This is a genomic window from Streptomyces sp. NPDC021019 (assembly GCF_044333295.1).
In the GTDB taxonomy this organism is placed as follows: Bacteria; Actinomycetota; Actinomycetes; order Streptomycetales; family Streptomycetaceae; genus Streptomyces.
This window is the reverse complement of the sequence record NZ_JBIRQR010000003.1, coordinates 881,528-904,346: the sequence shown is the minus strand read 5'-3', so window position 1 is coordinate 904,346 and position 22,819 is coordinate 881,528. Positions and strand designations below refer to the sequence as shown.

Below are 22,819 nucleotides of genomic sequence, written 5' to 3'. Positions count from 1 at the left end.
GTTCCTCGTGATCGACGCGCGCGGCGATGGTCCGACCTCCCCCTAGTGGTACACGTGTATCAGTTCGTGATACGTCTGTACCATGAGCATAGGCGAGTTCAGGAGCGACAAGGCCCGCGAGCGTTTCCACACCGTCTACGGACGCCTGCTCGACCGGCTCTGGCCGGACCCGGTCGACGCCTTCGACCTGCCGACATCCTTCGGTACCACCCGCGTCCACCGTGCCGGGCCGTCCTGCTCCGACCCGGTCGTCCTGCTGTCGGGCGCCAACGGCAACTCCCTGATGTGGCACCGGTACATCGAGCCGATCGCCCGCCACCGAACGGTGATCGCCGTAGACACGGTCGGCGAGCCGGGCGCCAGCATCCAGAGCGCGCCCCTGACCGGCGCCGAGGACGGCTCCCGCTGGCTGGAGGAGGTACTCGCCGGGCTGGAGGCCACCACCGCGCATCTGGTCGGCTGCTCCTACGGCGGCTGGCTGGCGCTCGGCCATCAGATGCACCGCCCGGGCCGCCCGGGCCGCGCGGCCGCCCTCACCCTGGTGGAACCCGCCGGATTCGCCGACCCCGGCCGCCGCTTCTACGCCTGGCTCATCGCCGGCGGCCTGGCCGGCATGGCGCCCCGCGCGCTGCGCCCCCGGCTGTCCCGCTGGGTCGGCAACAGCGCCATCCTGGAGACCGAGCTGATGGAACTGGGACGCACCTCCGTCGGATTCCGGCGCGCCCTTCCGCCGGCCCGGGTCTTCTCCGACGAAGAGTTGCGCCGGGTGCGGGTCCCCTCGCTCTTCCTGCTCGGGGAGCAGAGCTCACTGCACGACGCACGCCAGGTCGCGGAGCGAGTAGGAACCCTCATGCCCACAGCCGAGGTGGAGATCGTGCCCGGTGCGAGCCACGCCCTGCCGACAGACGATCCGGAACTGGTGGCCGCCCGCATCCTGCGGCACGCGGCACAGTGACGGCGTTTCCAGCGCTGCAACAGAACTGGACCTGCCTCCCGGTCGGCGAGGTGGTCGACCAGGAAGTGGCCTCGGCATCCTCCGTGGCCGCGGGGGTACCGGCCGTCGTCGAGCGGAATGGTGCCCTACTGGACTGGCCGACTCGCAGTGCCGGCCAGTCGTGCCGCGTCTCAGTAGCGCTCGGGCAGGTCACGCTCGGCGGGCAGCGGTGCTCGGTCAGGGAAGGCGGAGGGTGCCGTGGAGCGGCCGGTCGGGGCGGTTGTCGGCTGCTTGCCGCAGAAGGCGGCTTCCAGAGTGCCGCCCAGCGCGGTGTTCGCGGCGCCGCGGTTGGAGGTGTTGGCCAACGCCGAAAGGCTCCGGCGGCCGTCGCGGGTGGAGAAGGCGTAAGTGTAGAAGCCTTGGACGGTGCCGGTGTGGCCGTACACCTGGGTGCCGCACGTCAGGTCGTAGCGGCGCAGGCCGAGTCCGTAGAACCGGGTGTTGGTGGTGTCCGTCGGGGTTACGGTCGTCATCGCCTCCAGCATCGCCGAGGACAGCAGCCGACCGCGCATGAGGGCGCTGGTGAAGGTGTTGAGGTCGGCGGGGCTGGAGATGACAGCGCCGGCCGACTGAGCCCAGGAAACGGTCTGTTCCGTTGAATCGACGAGTGGCGCGCCAGCCTCGTCGGGGTGCAGGTAGCCGCGCACGTGTGTGCCCTTGATGCGCGTGTCCGGATGCGCGTACGTGGTTTTGCGCAGCCCCAGCGGCTTGATGATGCGCCGCTGGTATGCGTCGGCCACCGGGCGCTGTGTCAGCTTCTCGATCAGCATGCCGACGACGACGAAGTTGGCGTTCGAGTACTTGTACGCGACCCCGGGCTCGGTGGTCCGGGGCTCGGCAAGGGAGAGGTCCACCAGCTCCTGGTAGCTGAACACCCGATTTCGTACGGCCTCGAAGCCCGGCACGGTCTGGTTGAACATGGCGTTGGTGTAGTCGGCAAGGCCGCTGCGATGGGTGAGGAGATGACGGACCGTGACCCGGTCATCAGGCAATAGCCCTTCGAGATAGGTGTTGACAGACGCGTCCAGCTGCAGCCGGCCCTCTTCCACCAACTGCAGCAGTACAACGCTGGAGAACGTCTTGCTGACACTGCCGATCCGGAACCGCGCCTTGGTGTCCATCGCCGCGCCGGACACCCGGTCGCGGACGCCGACAGCTCTTTCCTTTGCCCCTTCCGGGCCGGAGTAGCGGGCCATCGCGCCCGGCGCCCCGCTGGCCATCGCGGATTCGAGTGCGGCGACGACCCCAGCCATATCCGGTGCGGGCGCCGGGGATGGGGCGGCGGGCAGGGCTGCGGACGCTGTGGTGGCCGGAGCGAGAGCTCCGGCGAGCGCGGCGATCAACGCGGCACTCACGGTCAGACGTCGGCGTGAAGACAGGAGCACGGTCATCCTCAGTTCTTCCTCGGCTGGATCATCACGGCGCCACGACAGTGATCAACCGCATGGGCACCATGGAAGGGGAGTCCCGGACAGCCGGAACGGTTCCAAAGACGAGGAATACAGCATCCGTAATCCGGCTCCGCCCGGCGACGCACCACGGCCCTTGGTCGCGCGGATGGTCGGCGAGGGCCGGGTAGCCGCGCCGCGGCCCCACGCGCATGGCGACCAGTGCGGGAGCTGACCCGGCTCATCGCCACCGGCCCCGTCGACGCCCGCCAGTGGGACCAGGACGCGGCCGCCGCCGACGAGACCAACCTCTGGTCGGCCTATGGCAATGAGCAACCAGGAGGCTTGATTGAGGAAGATGGGTCCGAGACGACGGGGGGAGCACCTCGGACCCATGGGGGTGACTACACGTCACCCGTGGAAGTGATGACCGAACAGCTTCTCGATCAGTGCCCATAGGGCTCGAGCCCCTAGAGCAACAGCCAGTCGGCCCGCAAACCCGCGGGTCTTCCCCTTGTGCGGGGAAGGTTGCGATGCTTCCGTCACTTCACACCTCATCTCCGGGGCGTGCGCCCCTGCGCCTTGCGCGCAGGGCCGCCCCCCTCTTCCTGAGATGAGCCGCTTTCAGATTACTGTCTGCTCGGTGCCTGGCAAATGCCCTCCCCAACACCCGAGTTGACTGATGGCTTCGGGGGCGCACCCGCGGGCCCTGGCTCACAGGCACTCACCCCACCCCTGCCACCTGCGGACTCCAAATCTATCCAGCCCGCAATGCCGCACATAAGCGACGTACTCCTTCGGTCGAAGAACGGAAGCGGAACAACGGCGGACGCCTGTCTCGTGCAGGGCGTCCGGCTCCCCGGGACGGAGAAATGGTGCCGGTCGCTGATCCGGCCTGCGGCGGCCACAGGTGCTGCGGCGGACCAGACACCGGACGGGAAGCCCGGAAGGGGAAGCTGGGTCTACGGCTGGTGTGCCGGATCGGGCCAGGTGATCCTTCGGGCGTAGTGGAGACCGACGGCGACCACGGTAAGAACCGCGGCCGTACCGGCGAGCGCCATCACCATGGACGGGGAGGAACGGTCGACCACGACACCTCCGGCCAGGGCCCCCATCGAGATGGTGAACTGGAACGAAGCCGTAAAGAGCACCGAGGAGGCCTCGGGGGAATCGGGGCAGGCCTTGGCGAACCAGGTCTGGGAGCAGACCGGCACCGCGCCGTACGCGACGCCCCACAGGGTCAGCAGGGCCACGGCCCCGATCCGGCCCCCGCCGAGCAGCGGAAGCAGAAGTGTCGCCCCGGCGATCATCGCGGCGGCCGTCGCGAAGGTGGCCCTCGGGTAGCGGACCACGGCGGATCCGCCCAGGAAGTTGCCGGCGATTCCAGCGGACCCATAGATGAGCAAGAAGACCGTGATGACCCCGGCCCCCACGTGCGTCACCTGCTCCAGGAACGGGGTGACATAGGTGTAGGCGCCGAAGTGCGCGAGGACGACGAGGAAGGTGATCACCAGTGCGTACGGGGTGTTGATGCTTTTCAGCATGCCGGTGAGTACGCGCAGGCGGGTCGGCTCTTCCGCGGGCAGCGGCGGGACAACGAGGATCAACAGGACGAAGACGGCGAGGGTCAGGGCCCCCATGACCAGGAAGGCGGCTCGCCAGCCGGCAACGTCCCCGATGAAGGTACCGAGAGGCACGCCGAGCACGGAGCCGAGCGGTACCGCGGAGAAGATGATCGCGGTGGCCCGGCCGACCGACTTTGCAGGCACCAGCCGACCAGCTAGCCCTGCACCGATCGACCAGAATCCCCCGATGGTGATGCCGACCATCACGCGGCAGGCGAGGACCAGCCAGTAGCTGAGGGCGACCGCCGCAAGGAAGTTCGCCAGCGCGAGCAGGAGGATGAACGCCCCAAGCATGAGTCGCCGGTCGACCCGCCCGGTGACCACGGTGACCAGGGGCGCCGAGATGGCCGCCAGGAAGCCCGGCATAGTCATCATCAGGCCGGCCATTCCATCGGAAATGGTAAAACTCGAACCGATGGAGGTCAGCAATCCGATCGGTAAGATTTCGGTGGTGACGATCGAGAAGATTCCCAGCATCACCGAAATCACGGCCAGCCACGAGACAAACGGTGAACGAGCCGGCGGTTCGATGGAATCAATGGAAGCAGTCGTTGCTGTGGACACTAATTCCGTCCTGTTATGGGGCGTCACAAAGAAGCGCGGATCACTATTGGAGCAGGGACGGGAGCCACCTTCTGGCAGTTTTCCGACGTCAACAAGGGGCCCGGACGCTCCGCCCTCTCGCGCACGCCGGGACGAGCATCCCTGCCGTCCTGCCTGTTCATCCGAGGCCCGACGGCTTAGCTTGACTCTGTCGGGGATCTTGAAGGTCCCGGTCAGGTTCCCAGAGTTCGCCAGGACTTCGGCCGGGGTATCTCGCGCTGGTCGAGGTAGTGCTGGAAGGCAGTCGGTCGGCGGGACGTGGGTGTTTCTTCGGCCGGTGGCAGTCCGCTGAGGCGCTCGATGTTGACGGCAATGGCCGTCAGAACGTGCTGGATGTGGGCCTTTCCCTGTCCTCGGTAGCGGCAGCGCCGCATTCCGTGTCCGTGGGCGAACTCGTTGACCGTGCCCTCCACTCCGGAGCGGACCGCATAGCAGGTCTTCCACTCGGGCGTCTGTTGCTCCGCTCGGACGCGAAGTTGCAGGTCATGGAGTTCTTGCGGGGGAAAGCCCACGGTTCGGGCACTGTCCGCGGTGGAGGTGCACTGAGTGCGGGCCGGGCAGGCACGGCACTGACTCTTGGTGAACCTGGCCACGATCAGCGGGGCCGCGGTGGGTGACGAGGTCGGGTAAGGGCCGTGCCAGCCCGCACTGACCTGGCCCTGGGGACACGTGACCTGCTGACGGTCGTAGTCGATGTGGAAGTCGTCCCGGGCGAAGCCCTGGTTCTGCCGGTGTTGGCGGGTTGGGTTGCTCCGCAGCGGTCCGGAGACGGTGACCCGGTGTTCACGGGTGGCTTGTTCCAGGTGGGGCAGGGAGGTGTGCCCGCCGTCGACCAGGTGCTCGGCGGGCAGCAGCCCGCGCCGCGCCAGACGGGTGTGGATGGCGGGCAGGACCTGGCTGTCGTGGGTGGTGGCCGCGGTGGTGGCGACATCCGTGATCACGTTGGGGCCGTCGGGGGCACAGGTCTCGGTCAGATGAGCGGCGAACCCCTTCCAGCTGATGATGTGTCCGTGCCTCGCGTAGCGAGCCGAGGTGTCGTAGGGCGAGACGATCGCCCGCGACGACGGCGGCAGACCCGCCCCGCCTTCCTTCTCGGCGGTGCGCCAGCGCAAGTGTCCCGCGGCATCACGGTGATAGTTCTGCACCATGATCTGCCGCAATGCCTGGATACGAGGACCGGACATGCGGTCCGCTCCGTGCCGGTAGAGGTGTTCCAGAAGCCGGACGGCGTCGTTTCCGGTGGCAAGAATCCTGGTCATGGGCTTGGTGGGGTTCTTCCCCAGGCGGACCGGCCGGCCGTAGCGCAGCCCCCGCTCCTCATCGACCAGCTCGTCCAGCAGGTGAGGGGACATACCGGCGACTTCTTCGAGTGCGGCGCGGACCGCCTCGGTTACCAGCTCCAGGCGGGTCAGGTCACGCACCGCGGCCAGGACGTGGGTGGAGTCGGTGCGCTGCGTGGTGCGCTCGCGCACCGGGCCGGCCTCCTTGAGACGGGCCTGCACGAGGTCGAGGAGGCGGTCAGCGCGGTCGCCTTCGGCGAGACGGTCGCGGAAGTCGGCCAGCACGCTGTGATGAAACCCGGGATCGTCCAGTTCCATCGCCATGGCGTACTTGAAGTCGATGCGACAGCGGACTGCCTCGGCAGCCTGCCGGTCCGACAGGCCGAGCAGGAACTGCAGCACACAGACGGCGGCCAGCTGAGCGGGCGAGAGACCCGGCCGCCCGTCCCTGGGGTACAAGTCGGCGAAGTCCTCGTCGCACCACAACCCATCGAGGCGGTCGCGTACCCATATCGCCGTCGTACCGCCCGGATTGCTCGCCCGCGCGATCTGCGCGGTCAGAGAAGGGACTTGCTCACCGGAACGGGGGCGAAGGGACAACGGGCACCTCGACAGCTGTATCGGTCGGCGGAACTACCCGAGCATGCCCGTTGATCACGCTGCCGCACCGAGGAATTTCAAGATCCCCGACAGAGTCGGGCTAGGGGCGCGGCCGACGCCGGCCCGGCGGGTCGTACGCTGCCGGGGCCGGAGCTGGGCCGCCACCTGATCCCCCTTCGGCTGATCGCCGCGCCCACCCCGCAGGTGCGGGCGTGGCGCTGTGAAGACGCTCTGTCGTCACAGCGCCTTGTGCATGATGTGAAGCCCCACATAACCCTCGGTCGGGTGATTGAAGCCCTCCGGAAGGGTTCCGATCACGTCGAAGCCGATCGAACGGTACAACTTGACGGCGTGAGTGTTGGTCTCGACCACCGCGTTGAACTGCATGGCCCGATAGCCCTCGGCCCGAGCCCAGTCGACCGAGTACTCGCACAGCGCACGCCCCACTCCCCGGCCGGAGTGAGCGGGGTCGACCATGTACGTGGCGCTGGCTATGTGCGCTCCGTTTCCCATGTGGTTGCGGTTCATCTTCGCCGTGCCGAGCACGGTCCCGGCATCGTCCACGGCGACGACGACCCGGCTCGGCGCCGCGACGAACCACCATCCTGCGGCGTCCTCCTCGCCGAGATCGAGGGGATAGGTGAGCGTCTCGCCCGCGGAGACGATCGCATGGAAGAACGGCCAGATGGCAGGCCAGTCCTCGGAGGTTGCTTCCCTGATCAACATGCGGACAGCATGGCCCATCCGAACGATCGGCGCGAACACCTATCCGGCTCCGCGCCCACGCCATCCCAACCTCGCGAGCAGGCCCTTTCCGGTCGGCACACCCGCCGCGGCGGAGCCTGACGCCCCGGCGCCGGCGGACGGCGGAGCAGGGTCGGCGGCGGTTGCCGCGAGCGCGGGCACGTTACGGGTAACGGCGCCGGTCCTGACGGCGGGCACCGCTCGGGGTGCGCCGTCGTCGCCGGGGCGCGGGGCCGGCCGGTCCTCGCGTGCCCCGTCCAGCTCCAGCGTCAGGTTGACCCGCCGCCAGAGGATTTCGTCGGGGTGATCGGCCAGCATCAGCTCTCCCATGGCCTCCCTCGCCGTCATCGAGCCCGGGCGCCCGAAGACGGGCTCCGGCCGGACGCGCACGAGATAGGCGCGTTCATAGGGGTCGTCCACCACTTCCGCCAGTTGCACGGGGTCCAGTGCCGACGCCTGGACCGCCGTTCGCGCCCAGGGGTCCCTCGTGCGGTTCAGCAGCCGGTCGACGCGCTGTGAGCGCCAGTTGCGCGACCGCCAGTCGGCGCCCGACTCGAGCATCGAGCGCATCCCCAACGGCGTCCGTCCGGCCAGCAGGTCGGGTTCCCGGGCCGCGAAGGCGGCAAGCTCGTCCGCGAGGTAGAGCCAGACCACCGCGCGATACCGGTTCAGATAGAACGTGACCGGTGAGACGCATCCTGCCCGGGCAAGCCGGGTGAACCGCGCCGGAGCGATGCCCAACAGGGCCGCTCCTTCCGCTGTTCCGACGGTGCGGACCCGCTCCGCCAGGCCATCGGGAAAGCCCGGCTGCTCCCGCAGGCGCGCGATCTCCTCCTCGCGCACCCGTGGCCGCCCACCGCCCGGTGCGCCGACGACGGCGATCAGCCCGAGGTGTACCGCGAGCTCGAACTCCGCACGCCGGATGCCCAGCTCCTGGGCCGCGCGGCCGGCCGCGACCGTCGCCGCCGGGGCGGCGGATGCGCTTCGCCCGCCCTCGCCCTCCACCTGTGGGCCGGTGTCCTCGGCATGGGCAGCGCCCCGGGCGGTCGTGCCGATGGCCCGTGCGCCCCGGGCCCCGGCCCGGGCGGCCTGGGCCCTGGTGTCCGTGCCCCGGATCCCGGAGTGTGCTCGGAACACTTCCTTGACCGTCATGACTGTCCTCCCCCATCGACTCGATCACTCTCCGTGATGACGGTAGCTCGAGGGAGTCATCGCCCGTCACCCCTGTGGATAACTCTTGGTCGGCGATGATGAGTACAGGTCAGAAGGGTTCCATGTCTTCGGGTCCGCCCTGACGAACGGAGACTCCGAGGTGTTCGCCGACCCGGTTGACGAGCAGGGTCATCTCGTAGGCGACCTGGCCGACGTCGGCTTCGGCGGCGGTCAGCACGCACAGACAGCTGCCGTCGCCGGCGGCCGTCACGAAGAGCAGCGCCTCGTCGAACTCGACCATGGTCTGACGCGCCCGGCCCGCCCTGAAGTGGCGCCCCGAGCCGCGCGCCAGGCTCTGCAGGCCTGAGGAGACCGCCGCCAGGTGTTCCGCGTCCTCGCGGGCGAGCCCGGTGCTGGCCCCGGTGACCAGTCCGTCGTTCGACAGCACCAAGGCGTGCCGTATGAATTGCACCCTGCTGGTGAGATCGTCAAGGAGCCAGTCAAGTCCCCGGTCAAGCGGCATGTGCTCGTCCTCCCCGTACCCTCGTTCCCCGTGCCCCGCTACGCGCGTAAGCCTCGCGCAACGGCACCGCGGGGGCAAGCGCCCGTCGCCTCCGGGGGCGCCGCTTCGCGCCATGCCGGGATCGGGCTCAGGATGAGCCCATGGCACACCACATGACCGAAGAAGAATGGCGGGCCTTCCTCTCGAAGGGCACGCGCACGGCGAAGGTTTCGACGGTGCGGGCCGACGGCAGTCCGCACATCGCACCCGTCTGGTTCCTCCTCGACGGCGATTCGGTGGTCTTCAACACCGGCGAGGAGAGCGTGAAGGGGCGCAACCTCGCACGCGACGGGCGGGTCTCCCTCTGCGTCGACGACGACCGGCCTCCGTACGCGTTCGCGGTGGTGCAGGGGCATGCCGAGCTGAGCACGGACCCCGGGGAACTGCTGAGGTGGGCGACGCTGATCGCCCACCGTTACGTGGAGGCCGACGCCGCCGAGGAGTTCGGCCGGCGCAACGGCGTGCCCGGCGAACTGGTCGTACGGGTGCGGATCGACAAGGTGGTCGCGATGGCTGACATGGTCGGCTGACGGGCCGGTCGCGATGCCGGGCCGTCAGCCGACGGAGGCGAGGAGCCGGGCGGTGTGCATGCGCCCGGCGTAATCGACCGTACGGATCAGGACTTCTTTTCCGGATGCCCGGTCGCGGGCGTCGCACAGCACGACCGGAGTACCCCGGTCGAGGTCGAGCGCCCGCGCGACATCGCGCTCCGTGTGGTCGGGGGCGCCGGGGAACCGGTTGACGGCGACGACGAACGGAATACGCCCGCGCTCGAAGTAGTCGACGGCGGTGAAGCAGTCCCCGAGCCGCCGGGTGTCCGCGAGCACGATCGCCGCGAGGGCGCCCTCGCACAGCTCGTTCCAAAGGAACCGGAAGCGGTCCTGTCCCGGCGTGCCGAACAGGTGGAGCGTCAGGCCGGGGTGGACGGTGATACGGCCGAAATCCATCGCTACGGTCGTGGTGGCCTTCCGCTCCACCCTGTCGGTGCCGCCCTGGCACCGCCCACTCTCGCTCAGCGTCTCCTCGGAGTACACCGGGCGAATCTCGCTGACCGAGCCGACCAGGGTTGTCTTCCCGGCGCCGAAGCCGCCCGCGACCACGATCTTCAGGGTGAGCGCGACGTTCTCTCCGACCATGCGCCTGCCCACGTTCTCGGGGGCGCGGTGGGCGGTGCGGGGGATCTTGTCTCCATCGATGTGCTCGGAGGGCATGCGTCTCTACTCTCCTCAGGAATCGCCAAGGGCCGACAGCATGGCAACCGGTCGAGTCCGAGCGAGCAGGTTGATCGTTCTTGACCGATGCGGTTCTACCGACGTCACTCTTTGCTGCATCCCGACGTCATTGCACCGGTTTTGGTCGGGCCGGACGTCCCTCAGGGCCCTCGGCCCCCTCCGACACGACCCCTGCACTGGTTGTTCTCGGCTGTCCGGAACGAGCGGCGGCGGCGGGCCGTCCGCGTGGTGAACCGGGCCAACGACGTCGAGTGGAAGTTCCGGGCCGTCGGCCAGGGTTACGCGTCCGGCCTGGCGGGCATCGCCTCGGACTACGGCGTCAACGTCTGACCGGACAGATCGCGCCGCGGTGGCGGCACGTCCCACGCCGGTTGCGCGATCATGTCTGCATGGCCGACGACCACACCCATCACGTCCTGGACTTCTTCACTCCGCGTGCGGCCGGCTGGGACAGCCGGTTCCCCGACGACAGCCCCGCCTACGCCGTCGCGGCCGGACTGCTGGGACTGCGTCCCGGAGATGCCGTGCTCGACGCGGGCTGCGGGACGGGGCGCGCACTGCCCGCGCTCCGGTCCGCGGTCGGCCCGGAGGGCACGGTGCTGGGCGTCGACCTGACTCCGGCCATGCTGGAGGCCGCGGTGCGGGCGGGACAAGGGGACAGCGGGACACTCGTCCGTGCTGACGTCGCGCGGCTGCCGCTGCGTGATGGAGTCCTGGACGCGGTGTTCGGAGCGGGGCTGATCTCTCATCTGGCCCGCCCCGAGACCGATGCGGCGGAACTCGCCCGCGTGGTCCGGCCGGGTGGGGTCCTGGCTCTGTTCCACCCGATCGGCCGGGCCGCCCTCGCCGCACGTCAGGGATGGACCGTCACCGACGACGACCTGCGGGCCGAGCCGAGGCTGCGCGTGCTGCTGGCGGGTGCGGGGTGGCGGTTGGAGTCCTACACGGACGAGGACGACCGCTTTCTCGCCCTCGCCGTCAGGCAGCCCTGAGACCGAGGGCACGGCCGGGCCCACCGCCAGACGCGGAAAGCATCCGAGCCGGGCGCTGCCGTGGCGCCCCGCGCATCTTCCGGCGGGGCACGTCGCGTCACTCGGCGGGTGACCGCGACGGGCGGCGGCCGGGTACCGGGCAGCCCCGGACGCCCGGCGTGGGGAACGTACCGAGCTCCGCGATCTCGTACCCGTTCGGATATCCCTTGATCTCGGGGTTCTGGCGCGCGTAGTGGGGCGTCCTCCGGGGCGGCAGGAGCCGGACGGCACCAGCCCGGAGCCTGAGCGCACCCCTGGTCGCTCCGCGGGCCACCGACCCCGGGCGGCGGTAGCGGAACGCCCCGAGCAACGAGTCGTCCAGGAGCGCGAGGCTGGCGCCGCGCACCAGCGGGGCGAGGGGCGCCGGGTACCAGGACGCCATCAGTGCCAGGGTCGCGTCGGCTACCCGGCGGGCTCCTTCGTCCCAGCCGAAATGCTCGTGCTCGTAGGCGTCGAGGGTCCGCTCGAAGTCCTCGTAGGTCTCGGGAGCGTCCTTGATCCCCATATGAGCACCGAGCGTGCGGTAGTACGCGGCGAAGGCGCCCCGCTCGTGGCAGCACAGACGTCGCCAGCCGAAGCTGTCCAGCCATCGCTTCGGGGTGACGACGAACGTGCACAGGACGTAGCGCATGTCGTCGTTGCTGATGTCGTAGCTGCGGTGCATCCGGTTGATGCGGCGGACGGCGGTGCGGCCGTCGTCGGTGTCGAAACCGTGCTCCACCACCGTATCGAGCAGCAGGGCGGTATCGTCGTAGCGTTTCTGGGAGCGCTCCGTCAACTCAGCCGTCTCATCGAGGAGTCGGCCGATGCTGGGCACGGCATAGGTTCGGTACAGGGCCAGTTCGAGGGCGCGGGCGATGTCCCAGGGGAACTCGTGGGTGACGGTGAGACGGTAGATCTCCAGGAAGTCCCGCTCGGGGTCGAGTCGCTGAATCTCTTTCAGCCGGTCGTACCGCTTCACCACGCTGTCCCTCTCGTTCGGCCGGACGTCCAACCTTACGCGGCGGCCTCCCCCGTGCCCGGGCCTTCGGCTTACCCTTGACGGGTGCGGACGAAGCCGGTCGCCGACGACGCGCTGCTGGTGCTGACCGCGATGGTGCTGACGCCCGCACGGTTTCCCAGCGTGCTGGGGGACGACTACGTGGCAGTGTGCGGTGCTCTCGCGCTCGCGCTCGAACCGTACGAGGAGGGCTACGGGCTAGTCCTCGGGCAGGACGGTGACGGAGCCCGGTGGACCGTGGTCGTCGAGGACGACCACGGTCAGGCAGCCCTCGCCATCGCCGCCTGGGGTGCGGTATGGAGCACGACCTCTCCCCCGACGAGCGCTCCATGGTGTGCGCCCTGCCGGGCCGGCCGATGGACCTGGCCGTCTCCGCGTCCGGTGTGCCGGATCCGCATGATCCGGTGAGGGACGGGAAGGGCCCGGCACTGCTGATCCCTCCCGACACGAATGCCTGGGGCCCGGCCCGGCGGCGGCTCGGGGCGGACGAGATCGCCGCGCAGGGGTCGGCGTGGCGCGAGCCGTTAGACGAGACCGGGCCGGCTGGATCCGGGCTCAGCGGCCGATCTGCTTGCGGTTGATCCTGCGGAGCCTGCGCCGCTGGGACGGGTCCAGCAGCAGATAGCCCGCCACGGGGACACCGATCACGATGAGCAACGCCCACCAGAATCCGATCAGGGGCCACAGGATCGCTGCCGCGAGCACTCCACCGATAGCGACCTTCGCACCATTCGACATGGTCCACGCCTCCTTCGCGGCCGGCGCCGCTCCTGTCCTGTGAACGCGTCCGCGCGCCCTTACGTTCCCTGTCGGCCGCGCTGTCGCAGCGGTTCGCCGACCTCGTGCATGTGCGACAGCGCCTGCCGGTACGACTCGATCAGGCCGGTCTCCGCGTACGGCATACCGATACCGGAGCAGTGCGCCTTGACCAGGGGCTGGGCGAGGCGCAGATGGGGGCGGGGCATGCTCGGGAAGAGGTGGTGCTCGATCTGGTAGTTGAGCCCGCCGAGGAACCAGTCGGTCAGGACGGCGCCGCGGACGTTGCGCGAGGTCAGGACCTGTCGTTGGAGGTGGCCCCAGCGCTCGCCGTCGGGGTCGGGCATCTCCATCCCCTTGTGGTTCGGAGCGAAGGCCATGCCCAGGTGGAGGCCGAACAGCGCGTGCAGCACCAGTGCGAAGACGATCGCCTTGCCCGGGGACAGCGTGCTGAGCAGCAGCGTCGCGTAGAGGGCGAAGTGCGCGGTCAGCAGCAGCCCCGAGACGGCCCGTTCCCGGAGGGGCTGGCGGCGCAGGAACTGGAATCCGTAGATCTTCAGGGCGATGCCTTCGAGCAGGAGCATCGGGAAGAACAGCCAGGCCTGGTTCCTGGTGAGCCAGCGGGCGAACCCCTCACGCTGCGCCGCCTGTTTCTGGGTCCAGACCAGAGCGCCGACACCGACATCGGGATCCTTGTCGATGTGGTTCGGGTTGGCGTGGTGGCGTACGTGCTTGTCGTTCCACCATGCCTCGTTCATACCGAGGAGCAGATTGGCGTGCAAGAGACCGATCAGCCTGCTCGTCCTACGGTCGCCGGATATCTGGGCGTGCCCCGCGTCGTGAGCGACGAAGGCCGTACGGGTCCAGAAGACCGCCAGCGGCAGGGTGAGGAGCAGGCTCCACCAGGTGTCGCCCAGCAGGACGAATCCGGTGATCACCGCGCCCAGGGACGCCAGATTGGCGGCGATGCCGAGCGCATACCGGTCCGTGCGGCGGTCCAGCAGTCCCTGGTCCCGCACGGCGCGCAACAGCGGCGCGAAGTCGCTCCCGGCCGCCGCCCGGCGAACGTCCGCCGGACGGTCCGGGCTGCTTTCGTCGGGGGGATCCGCAACAGTGGCTGTTGCCTGGGGCATGACGTCTCCGGTCTCTGGAACATATGCGCTGACCTCATGGAACGTACGGGCCGGGGGCGGGTGCGGACCATGGCACCACCACCCTGGTCTTCCTGGGGCAGACCCCCGGTCCCGAGGGTGGGGCCGGCTGCACCATCGGGACCGGGAAGGGAGCGGGAGTGACGCACACCACATGCCCCAACGGCCTGTCGCCGCTCCGTATGGAGTACCCTCGGCGACTCCGCCCACTAGTCAAATTTGAGGAATCTGACATCGCTGTGCACAGGCACCCTGCGGCAACGCCCTCCGAGATCGCCGAACTGGCTCGCTGCTCCGCGGTCTTCGTCCCCGCGGATCCCGCCCGTACCGGCAGGATCGCGTTCTGGAATCCGGACGGTAGCACCCCTTCCGACACTCCCGGGCCTTCGTCGGAGCTGACCATCATCGGAACCGACCTGCGACCCCGTACGGTGACGGCGCGGTCCCTACCCGTGCGGGAGGCTCTGCCGGTCCTGACCCGGGCACGGGTGGTCGTGGGTGCCTCTCCCGCCACCGCCTTCTGGGGCGCCGCCGCGCTTCTCGCTCTCCAGTTCGTCGCCCGCGGCCTCCTGTTGCCAGGGCTGAGCGGTACCGACCACGACGCCTGGCGGATCGGGCCGCTGAACACCGACGACCTCGAACGGATCCGGGAACTGGCGGCTTCGATGCCGCCGACCGCCCACGCGACACCCGTGCCGGACGAGGGCGACGGACGGTCGGTCGGCCCCGGGGTGTCCGGCGGACCCCGCAGCACGGACAGTGCGGGCCCGTCGGGCGGGGCTGGGGAACGGCAACCGGCGCGGAACACGACGAGCGGCGCCGTCGGTGAGACGTTGCTGCCCGAACCGGAGCGCCTGCTGCGCGCGTTCCTCGACGCGGTGGCCGACGCGATGCCCCGTACGCCGGCCGCAGGGTTCGCCGCCGCGGGGCCCGCGTTCACCTCCCAGCAGCCGCAGCACCTGCCCGAGGGGCGGGCCTGGGTGGCCGGTGTGGCGGCCGGTCACGACGCGGGCGTGCGGCTCTCGTTGCGTATCGAGGTCACGGGTGCGACCTCTCAGCGGAGCGGTAGGGAGGCGGGCCCCAAGGCCACCCCGGAAGCGATGGGATCGGGCCAGGGAGGGGTGGGGTCGGGGTCCGGTCCGGAGTCGGCCACGCCGTCGTTCCGCGCCGTGCTGCAGATCCACAGTGTCAGCGATCCCACTCTGGTCGCCGACGCGGCCGAGGTGTGGGCGGGCGACTCGCGGACCGCCGCCGCGTTCGGGCCACGGGCCCGGATGGACGCCCTCCTCACCCTGCGCCGGGCCGCCCGCGCCTGGCCGCCGCTGGCGCCGTTGCTCTCCGCCGCGGTGCCGGACTCGGTGGAACCGGCCGACGAGGAGATCGCCGAGCTGCTGGGGTCCGCCTCGCGTGCCCTGGCCGCCGCCGGAGTTCAGGTGCACTGGCCCAAGGAACTGGCCAGGAAGCTCACGGCGCGGGCCGTGATCGGCCCGGACGACCGGGACCCCACGGACCGGGAAGGCGTCGGGCAGGAGGCCGGGGCGCGGGGGCGCATCACCGCGGACGTGCCCTCGTTCCTCTCCGCCGACGCACTGCTGTCGTTCGACTGGCGGTTCGCCCTCGGCGACCAGAAGCTGACCCGCGAGGAGCTGGACCGGCTCGCCGAGTCCACCAGGCCCATCGTGCGGCTGCGCGACCAGTGGGTGCTCGTCGACCCGGAGGAGGCGCGCCGCGCCCGGGACACCCAGGACCGCAAGGTCACCCCGATCGACGCTCTCGGCGCGGTGCTGACCGGTTCGACGGAGGTGGCAGGCCGTCGCGTCGAGGTGGCGGCGACCGGCTGGCTCCAGCGGTTGCGGGACCGGCTGGCCGACCCGGAGTCCGCCGCCCAGCAGTCGATCGGACAGCCCGAGACGCTCACCGCGACCTTGCGCGACTACCAGCTGCGCGGCCTGAACTGGCTGAACACGATGACCTCGCTCGGCCTCGGCGGCTGCCTCGCCGACGACATGGGCCTCGGCAAGACGATCACGCTCATCGCCCTGCATCTGCACCGGCAGAACGACCGCGGCGCGGCCGGTCCGACGCTGGTGGTGTGCCCGACATCGTTGATGGGCAACTGGCAGCGGGAGATCGAGAGGTTCGCGCCGGGCACCACCGTACGCCGTTTCCACGGCCCGTCGCGTTCCCTGGAAGGCCTGGTGGACGGCGAGTTCGTCCTGACGACGTACGGCACCATGCGCCTCGACGCACCCCGGCTCGCCGCCGCCTCCTGGGGCATGGTCGTCATCGACGAGGCGCAGCACGTCAAGAACCCGCACTCGGCGACGGCCAAACAGCTGCGGACCATCGGGGCCCGGGCCCGGGTCGCGCTCACCGGTACCCCGGTGGAGAACAACCTCTCCGAGCTGTGGGCGATCCTGGACTGGACGACGCCCGGTCTGCTCGGTCGGCTCGGCGCCTTCCGTACGCGGTACGCGGCAGCGGTCGAGAGCGGCAGCGACCCGGGCGCGGCCGAGCGGCTCGCGGCGCTGGTGCGGCCGTTCCTGCTGCGCCGCCGGAAGTCCGATCCGGGGATCGCTCCGGAGCTGCCGCCGAAGACCGAGACCGACCGGGCCGTGTCGCTGACGCCGGAACAGACCGGTCTGTACGAGGCGGTGGTCCGCGAGACCCTGGCGGAGATCTCCGCCGCCGACGGCTTCGAGCGGCGGGGGCTCGTGATGAAGCTGCTGACGGCGCTGAAGCAGATCTGCAACCATCCGGCGCAGTACCTCAAGGAGGAACAGCCACGGATCGCGGACCGGTCGGGGAAGGTCGAGCTGTTGGACGAGCTCCTGGACACCATCCTGGCCGAGCAGGGTTCGGTGCTGGTCTTCACGCAGTACGTGCAGATGGCCCGGCTGCTGGAGGAACACCTGGCCGCGCGCGGGGTGGGAACGCAGTTCCTGCACGGCGGTACGCCCGTGGCCCGGCGCGAGGAGATGGTGAACCGCTTCCAGGCGGGCGAGGCCCCGGTGTTCCTGCTGTCCCTCAAGGCGGCGGGCACCGGGCTCAACCTCACCCGGGCCGGTCACGTCGTGCACTTCGACCGCTGGTGGAACCCGGCGGTCGAGGCGCAGGCGACGGACCGGGCGTACCGCATCGGCCAGACGCAGCCGGTGCAGGTGCACCGGCTGATCGCCGAGGGCACGATCGAGGACCGGATCGCCGAGCTGCTCGCCCGCAAGCAGGGGCTGGCGGACGCGGTGCTCGGCTCGGGCGAGGCGGCACTGACCGAACTGACCGATGCGGAACTGGCCGACCTGGTCGAACTGCGAGGGTGCGCACGATGAGCGATGACTACGAGGCCGACTACGCGTACGGAGCGGAGTACGGAACGAGCGACGTGGGCGCCTCCGACGGAGCGTCGCGGGACGGCCGGCGCGGTGCGGAGCGTGTGTTCGCGGCGTTTCCCCCCGCGCGGGGCCGGGGTTTCGCGACGTCCTGGTGGGGGCTGGCGTGGCTCAAGGCTTTGGAGGACACCGCGTTGGACGGCCAACAGCTCAAGGAGGGCCGGCGGCTGGCCCGGGAGGGCAGGGTCGGGGCGGTCTCCGTACGGCCGGGGCGGATCACGGCCGTGGTTCGGGACCGCGACGGCACGGCCTACCGCAGCGACGTCCTGCTCCAGCAGCTCGGCGCGGGCGCCTGGGACCGGTTCCTGGACATGGCCGTGGACCGGGCCGGGCACATCGCGGCGCTGCTGGACCGGGAGATGCCGCCACATCTGGTGGAGGACGCGGCGGGTGCCGGTGTCGAGCTGCTGCCCGGCATCGGGGATCTGGAACCGGAGTGCACCTGTGGGACCTGGGACCACTGCCCGCACTCGGGTGCCCTCTGCTACCAAGTGGCGCGCCTGCTGGACGAGGACCCGTTCGTCCTGCTGCTGATGCGGGGGCGCGAGGAGCGGCAGCTGCTGGACGAACTCCAGGGGCGCAGCGCCGCCCGAGCGGTCCGGGCGGGCGGCGACGGGGCGCGGGAGGCGGCCGGCGGCGCGGAGCGGGAGGTCCACGGAGTCCCGGCCGCCGAGGCGTTCGCGGCGGCCGGGATCCTGCCTCCGCTCCCCACTCCCCCACCGGCCCCCGCTGAACCGGGGCTCGGGCCCGCGCTGGACACGGCCACCGCCCCCGCGCCCGGGGTCGACCCGGCGGCGCTGGAGGTGCTGGCGGCCGACAGCGCGGTGCGGGCGCACCGGATGCTGCTGGACGCGCTGGCCCCGGGGCACGGAGGACAGCCGCTCCCGGTCGAGCTGACTCCCCGGCAGGACGCGGTGCGGCTGGCCGCGGACGCCCGGCCGGATCCGCGCATCGGGGCGCGGCTGGCCGCGGGATCCGGCCGCCCGGCCGCGGACCTGGACGCGGCGGTCCGCGCCTGGCGGTACGGCGGGGTCGCGGCACTCGCCGTGCTGGACGAGGAGTGGACGCCGGACCCGGAGGACCTGGCGCGGGCCCGTGCTCGGCTCGGCGAGGCGTGGGAGGCGGGCGAGCGACCGGGCCTGCGGGCGAACGGCCGGGCCCGCTGGACCGTCGCGGGCGCCGACCTCCAGCTCCGGTTGGACCGGAACGGGCGGTGGTGGCCCTACCGCAAGCAGCGCGGTCGTTGGGTGCCTGCCGGACCGGCGGACGACGACCCGGCGGGCGCGTTGGCGGGGGCCGACGGCGGGACGGCGGACACGGCTGTCTGAACCGTCCGGGAGGGGGCGGGGGTGGGGCCGGGCGGCCGCGCGCCGGAGGCGGGGCGCCGGAAGCAGAAGCCGGCGGTGTCGGGCCCTTCCATCGCTCGCGGGAAACAGTGCCTCCGACGCGGAATCCGTCGGCGCGGGAGCCGCACGCGTAGGAGGCACAGACGTAGGGGGCGCGGGCGCGCGAGTCGGGGCGTGTCCGGACAGCGGCTGCGGGGAACCGGATGCACGGCGGCTTCGTCATCTGCATGGGTGGGGTGATTCACGAGCCGGGAGGCCTTCCCGGCTCGGCTCCGTACGGAGCCGCCCCTCCTCGCCGTCCTCCGCTCGTCTCTGCCCTCGCCCTGCCCCTGTCCCGCCCGTTCCGTTCCGTCCGCCCCGGTCCCAGGAGTGCCGTTGCACCGCAGAAGGATTGTTCAGTGCGCCGCCGCGACCATGGCGGCGGCCGTCCTGCCCGCCTCCGCGCGGGCCGTGGCGGCGGCGCCGAAGGGCCCCACCGACTACGCGACGGCACTCTGGGCTCCGGCCGCCGCCGCCAACTACACCATCCCCTCCCGTCCTTCGGATCGCCGGATCGACCGCGTCGTCATCCATGTCGCCCAACAGTTGTTCACGCCGACCGCGGGCATCTTCCGCAACCCCTCCAAGCAGGTGTCGGCCCACTACGTGGTGCGCTCCGGCGACGGCCATGTCGCCCAGTGCGTACGCGAGAAGGACATCGCCTGGCACGCGGGCGACTGGAGCTGGAACACCCGGAGCATCGGCATCGAGCACGAAGGGTGGGTGGACCGCCCGGAATTCTTCACGGACGTCATGTACCTCCGGTCCGCCCGACTCACCGCGGACATCTGCGACCGCCACGGCATCCCCAAGAACCGGGAGCACATCGTCGGCCATCACGAGGTACCGGGCAGCGACCACACCGACCCGGGCGTCCACTGGGACTGGGAACGCTATCTCCGGCTCGTCGTCGACGCCGCCTGAGCGACCTCCCCGGCCCCCGTGGTGGTGACTCTCCGCACCGAGCTTGTCGCGGAGGCCGAGGGCGACGACGATGGGAGGGCACGAAGGCCCGTGGTCGGGAAGCGAGTTGACGGATCCCTGGGTGGCCCTGGCGGCGGACACCGATCCCGGCGAACGGTGCGGCGCACCGCGCCGCGCCCATGACGTGTTCACCTCGGCGGGACGCCTGGAGCGGCCGGTCCGTGCCGTGGTCGGCGCGTCCTGGCGATGCTCGGCACGGGCCCGGGACAGCCCGGACGACGCCGCCGCGGTGGAACTCGCCCCGGACGAGCTGGGGCCCTACCGGGCGGCGCATCCCCTGGCCCGTGCCATGCCCGTGATCCGCGAGCTGATGGGTGCGTACGCGATGGACGGGGAACACCTGCTGGCCGTCTGCGACGCCCACGGACGACTCCTGTGAGTCGAGGGTCGTACGGCGGCGCGGCGGCGGGCCGGCCTGATGAACCTCGTGGAGGGCGCCCGCTGGGCCGGGCCCGTGGCGGGGACGAACGCGCCGGGAACGGCCTGAGGATCGAGGCCGAAGAACGGGTGCTGCGACAAAGAACTACACGGCTGGCGTACCGGCGATCTGGGTGGTCGGGGACCCTGTCGATGGCGTCACCTCAAGCTGGCCGGGACCGCCCTGGGCAAACCCTCCACCGGTCGCGACCCATCGGGTCCCGCCCACTACTCCCCAGGTCGGCGAGCCCACGAACCCGGATTGCTCTGCTCATGGCTGTTCCGATCACGAAGTCGTCGACCACGTCGGCGGTGGACCCGGCGGACTTCGTCACCGGCCTCCACGCGGAGGGCCGGCTGCCGCAGAACGCCGACCCTCTGGCCTCCGTCCGAGCATGTGCGTGCAGGCGGGCGCCGCAGGGCATCCGGGCGCCGGATCGGTGGGGTCAGTTCCTGGCGGGGAACGCCTCGTCGAGCGTGGGGACAACGAGGTGGCCAGACGTCAGCGCATTACGGACGCGGTCGACCGGCAGGTACCGCCCCTGCTGGATCGCCGGCGTGATCTTGTCGATCGCGCCGACCTCGCTGAGGTAGAAGACGGTCCACGGTTTCCGCGACGCGTCCAGCGTCTCCCCGTCACGCGGGATGCTCTGCGTCGTAGAAGTCGTCCCACGGGTGCCGGGAACCTGCTGGTGGACGGTCTCCACCGCGTTGACGTGGAAGACCTGGCCCTGGCCGCCGGGCCGGTACATCACCAGGAGCCGGGGGCGCGCGAGCCCGACGTGACTGCTGCTGAGCGGGCACAGATATGCGTTGTACCTGGCGAGTTCCTTCACCGCCAGGTCGTTCGCGGGCACGACCACCGCGTGCTCGTGCAGCGTGCGGAACCAGCCCACCGCGGTCTCCTCCTCCCATACATACTTCCCGCGGTTGCGGTGGGTCGGATCCGCGACGAGCCCGCGGCTGGCCATCAGCTCGATACTGCGCGGTTCACGCCCCACCATCGAGGCGAAGTCGGACCGCGTGAGGACCTCCGGCAGGCTCTCGGACCACGACATACAGCTGCCCTCCCATGAAGCGATGTTGGGGCTCTCGAGGCTCCCCCTCGCGACGATAACGGATTCAGAAGACGAGCATACGTTTTTCTGCAACCTCCTCTCTCGAGGGCAGAGTCACTGGAGACGGTCCCGGTTCAACCCGTGCTCGCGGGCACGGAGTTCTCCTGGCCGGCGCGAGTGGTGAGCTCGTCCGCGCGACCGGGCAGCTTCACCTCGCCCTCGCCGTAACGGGCCTCCAGGCGCGGGCCGACGAGCTCAGCGCTCTCATGATGTTACGTCTCGGGGTCACGATGTCGGTGGTTGCATCGCGTCGCTGATCGCGGAGGCGAGTTCCGGCAGGTCCCAGTACACGGAGTGCGTCCATAGCCCTGCGGTGACGGAGTGGGGCAGCGGTAGGTCGACCGGGGACGTGCCGTCGGAGAGGCGGAAGACGCGGGAAGCGGCGAAGGCGAGTACGTCGAGTGGTTGCCACAGGTTGGTCCAGCGGGCCAGGGAGTTCGGCAGGGTGACCGGTTCGTGACCGGTGTAGGGCGAGAGTTGGCCTCCGCGGGGGTCACAGAGGTGGAAGTACGCCGCTTGGGAGCCGAAGGTAAGAAGCGACGAAGTCCACAGCGGTACTTGTGCGGTGGCCATGTCGACAGCGATCACCCCGCCGAGACTGTGTGCGACCAGCCGTACGGGGCGGTCCGGGTGGCGTCCCAGCTCGGGATCGACGGCGGCGATCTGTTCCCGTACCCGGGCGTGGATCTGCTCGCGATGGCGCTGATAGACGAGTACATCGCCAAGGAACCGCGTGGCGCCTGGTCCGAGGCGGTGGCGCAAGCTGTGGTTCATCCTGCCGGCGACCGCCTGCATCGCCGCGCCTGCGACGCGGTCCAGGTCCGCGAGCCGACGTCGGATCAGTGAGCGGAGAGTGCTGTCAGCGGGTGCTGTGCCACGAAGTCCGGCCCAGGAATCATCTGGCTCCTGCCTGTCGGTGACCGCGTGCGCGATGGCCTTTCCCGTCTCGCTGAGAAGGGTGGGGTCAGCTGCCAGTGACAGCCAGTGGGTTGTCGGCCATTCCTCGGCGAGTGTCGCAAGCACTTGGTCCGCGTCCGGACTTTCGGGACCGTAACGCAGTCCGCTGTTCTGTGAAGGGTCCAAGCCCTGGCGGACGGCGTCTCGCAGGGATGCTGGCAAGTCTCCTGGGCCAGGCCGTTCGGTTTCGCCCAGCAGGGAGGCCAGTAGCATCTTGGTCGGTGCGTCAACGGTCTCGGGTGTATCTCGCAGCCCGGCGGAGCGGGAGGGGAGCGCGAGGTCGATGAAACGGTCATCCGCGCCGAGATCACCCCAGTAGACCGGCACTAAGGTCATTCCTGCGGCGGCCTGCAGGGCCGCGACAGTAGTGATGAAGGTTTGCGGGTCGCGGTTGCCGACGCCGTGAACGACGAAGACCGGCTCGTCCATGCCTCTCCTGTTCTGGTGCGTA

The 22,819-nt window shown here is 70.3% G+C and carries 18 protein-coding genes and 3 pseudogenes; 9 read left to right on the top strand and 12 right to left on the bottom strand.

Going from position 1 to position 22,819, the window contains the following annotated elements:
• Positions 1-82: 82 nt before the first annotated feature.
• Complete coding sequence (locus ACH4RG_RS21620) at positions 83-955, top strand: alpha/beta fold hydrolase (RefSeq protein ID WP_397917980.1); 873 nt, start codon at positions 83-85, stop codon at positions 953-955.
• Between the two features lie 170 nt (positions 956-1,125).
• Here ACH4RG_RS21620 and ACH4RG_RS21615 read toward each other — a convergent pair whose 3' ends face one another.
• From ACH4RG_RS21615 to ACH4RG_RS21590, 6 genes are all read right to left on the bottom strand, one after another.
• A complete protein-coding gene (locus tag ACH4RG_RS21615; protein ID WP_398539979.1) occupies positions 1,126-2,385 on the bottom strand; it encodes a serine hydrolase domain-containing protein in 1,260 nt (419 codons plus the stop codon).
• 959 nt (positions 2,386-3,344) lie between these two features.
• A complete protein-coding gene (locus ACH4RG_RS21610) occupies positions 3,345-4,571 on the bottom strand; it encodes an MFS transporter (RefSeq protein ID WP_398539978.1) in 1,227 nt (408 codons plus the stop codon).
• Positions 4,572-4,783: 212 nt separating this feature from the next.
• A complete protein-coding gene (locus tag ACH4RG_RS21605; RefSeq protein ID WP_398539977.1) occupies positions 4,784-6,349 on the bottom strand; it encodes an IS1182 family transposase in 1,566 nt (521 codons plus the stop codon).
• A 378-nt stretch (positions 6,350-6,727) separates the two neighbouring features.
• Entirely contained in the window at positions 6,728-7,216 is a 489-nt protein-coding gene (locus tag ACH4RG_RS21600) for a GNAT family N-acetyltransferase (protein ID WP_397918129.1), read from the bottom strand.
• A gap of 39 nt (positions 7,217-7,255) precedes the next feature.
• On the bottom strand, positions 7,256-8,386 hold the full coding sequence (locus ACH4RG_RS21595) for a DUF6397 family protein (protein WP_397927369.1): 1,131 nt from the start codon (positions 8,384-8,386) through the stop codon (positions 7,256-7,258).
• 109 nt (positions 8,387-8,495) lie between these two features.
• Entirely contained in the window at positions 8,496-8,909 is a 414-nt protein-coding gene (locus ACH4RG_RS21590; RefSeq protein ID WP_397917975.1) for a roadblock/LC7 domain-containing protein, read from the bottom strand.
• A gap of 140 nt (positions 8,910-9,049) precedes the next feature.
• Here ACH4RG_RS21590 and ACH4RG_RS21585 point away from each other — a divergent pair, with 140 nt between their 5' ends.
• Positions 9,050-9,478, top strand: a complete 429-nt coding sequence (locus ACH4RG_RS21585; RefSeq protein ID WP_397917974.1) for a PPOX class F420-dependent oxidoreductase — start codon at positions 9,050-9,052, stop codon at positions 9,476-9,478.
• A gap of 24 nt (positions 9,479-9,502) precedes the next feature.
• On the opposite strand, the gene ACH4RG_RS21580 is transcribed toward ACH4RG_RS21585, so the two are convergent.
• Positions 9,503-10,159, bottom strand: coding sequence for a GTP-binding protein (locus tag ACH4RG_RS21580; protein ID WP_398163502.1), 657 nt, complete (start codon positions 10,157-10,159; stop codon positions 9,503-9,505).
• Between the two features lie 270 nt (positions 10,160-10,429).
• Between ACH4RG_RS21580 and ACH4RG_RS21575 the strand changes: the two are divergent.
• Both ACH4RG_RS21575 and ACH4RG_RS21570 read left to right on the top strand, forming a co-directional pair.
• Positions 10,430-10,510 (top strand): annotated as a pseudogene (locus ACH4RG_RS21575) (TerD family protein); the annotation flags it as partial.
• A gap of 59 nt (positions 10,511-10,569) precedes the next feature.
• On the top strand, positions 10,570-11,172 hold the full coding sequence (locus ACH4RG_RS21570) for a methyltransferase domain-containing protein (protein ID WP_398539976.1): 603 nt from the start codon (positions 10,570-10,572) through the stop codon (positions 11,170-11,172).
• Positions 11,173-11,269: 97 nt separating this feature from the next.
• On the opposite strand, the gene ACH4RG_RS21565 is transcribed toward ACH4RG_RS21570, so the two are convergent.
• Positions 11,270-12,175 (bottom strand): oxygenase MpaB family protein, encoded by a 906-nt coding sequence (locus ACH4RG_RS21565; protein ID WP_397917971.1) that lies wholly within the window; start codon positions 12,173-12,175, stop codon positions 11,270-11,272.
• Between the two features lie 129 nt (positions 12,176-12,304).
• Between ACH4RG_RS21565 and ACH4RG_RS21560 the strand changes: the two are divergent.
• Positions 12,305-12,783, top strand: a pseudogene (locus ACH4RG_RS21560) (hypothetical protein); the annotation flags it as partial.
• On the opposite strand, the gene ACH4RG_RS21555 reads toward ACH4RG_RS21560, so the two are convergent.
• Both ACH4RG_RS21555 and ACH4RG_RS21550 read right to left on the bottom strand, forming a co-directional pair.
• On the bottom strand, positions 12,767-12,949 hold the full coding sequence (locus tag ACH4RG_RS21555) for a hypothetical protein (protein ID WP_026291218.1): 183 nt from the start codon (positions 12,947-12,949) through the stop codon (positions 12,767-12,769). The pseudogene ACH4RG_RS21560 and the gene ACH4RG_RS21555 overlap by 17 nt on opposite strands.
• A 59-nt stretch (positions 12,950-13,008) precedes the next feature.
• Complete coding sequence (locus ACH4RG_RS21550; RefSeq protein WP_398539975.1) at positions 13,009-14,100, bottom strand: fatty acid desaturase family protein; 1,092 nt, start codon at positions 14,098-14,100, stop codon at positions 13,009-13,011.
• 257 nt (positions 14,101-14,357) lie between these two features.
• On the opposite strand from ACH4RG_RS21550, the gene ACH4RG_RS21545 reads away from it, so the two are divergent.
• The 4 genes and pseudogenes from ACH4RG_RS21545 to ACH4RG_RS21530 form a co-directional block, all read left to right on the top strand.
• Complete coding sequence (locus ACH4RG_RS21545; protein WP_398539974.1) at positions 14,358-17,447, top strand: DEAD/DEAH box helicase; 3,090 nt, start codon at positions 14,358-14,360, stop codon at positions 17,445-17,447.
• Complete coding sequence (locus tag ACH4RG_RS21540) at positions 17,444-18,835, top strand: SWF or SNF family helicase (RefSeq protein ID WP_397927365.1); 1,392 nt, start codon at positions 17,444-17,446, stop codon at positions 18,833-18,835. Before ACH4RG_RS21545 ends, ACH4RG_RS21540 begins: the two co-directional genes overlap by 4 nt.
• Positions 18,836-19,228: 393 nt before the next feature.
• Entirely contained in the window at positions 19,229-19,816 is a 588-nt protein-coding gene (locus ACH4RG_RS21535) for an N-acetylmuramoyl-L-alanine amidase (RefSeq protein ID WP_397917967.1), read from the top strand.
• A gap of 106 nt (positions 19,817-19,922) precedes the next feature.
• Positions 19,923-20,360, top strand: a pseudogene (locus ACH4RG_RS21530) (transcriptional regulator); the annotation flags it as partial.
• 379 nt (positions 20,361-20,739) lie between these two features.
• On the opposite strand, the gene ACH4RG_RS21525 reads toward ACH4RG_RS21530, so the two are convergent.
• Together ACH4RG_RS21525 and ACH4RG_RS21520 are read right to left on the bottom strand one after the other, a co-directional pair.
• A complete protein-coding gene (locus tag ACH4RG_RS21525; RefSeq protein ID WP_397917966.1) occupies positions 20,740-21,351 on the bottom strand; it encodes a hypothetical protein in 612 nt (203 codons plus the stop codon).
• 285 nt (positions 21,352-21,636) lie between these two features.
• Positions 21,637-22,797, bottom strand: coding sequence for a hypothetical protein (locus tag ACH4RG_RS21520; protein ID WP_397917965.1), 1,161 nt, complete (start codon positions 22,795-22,797; stop codon positions 21,637-21,639).
• Positions 22,798-22,819: the final 22 nt, after the last annotated feature.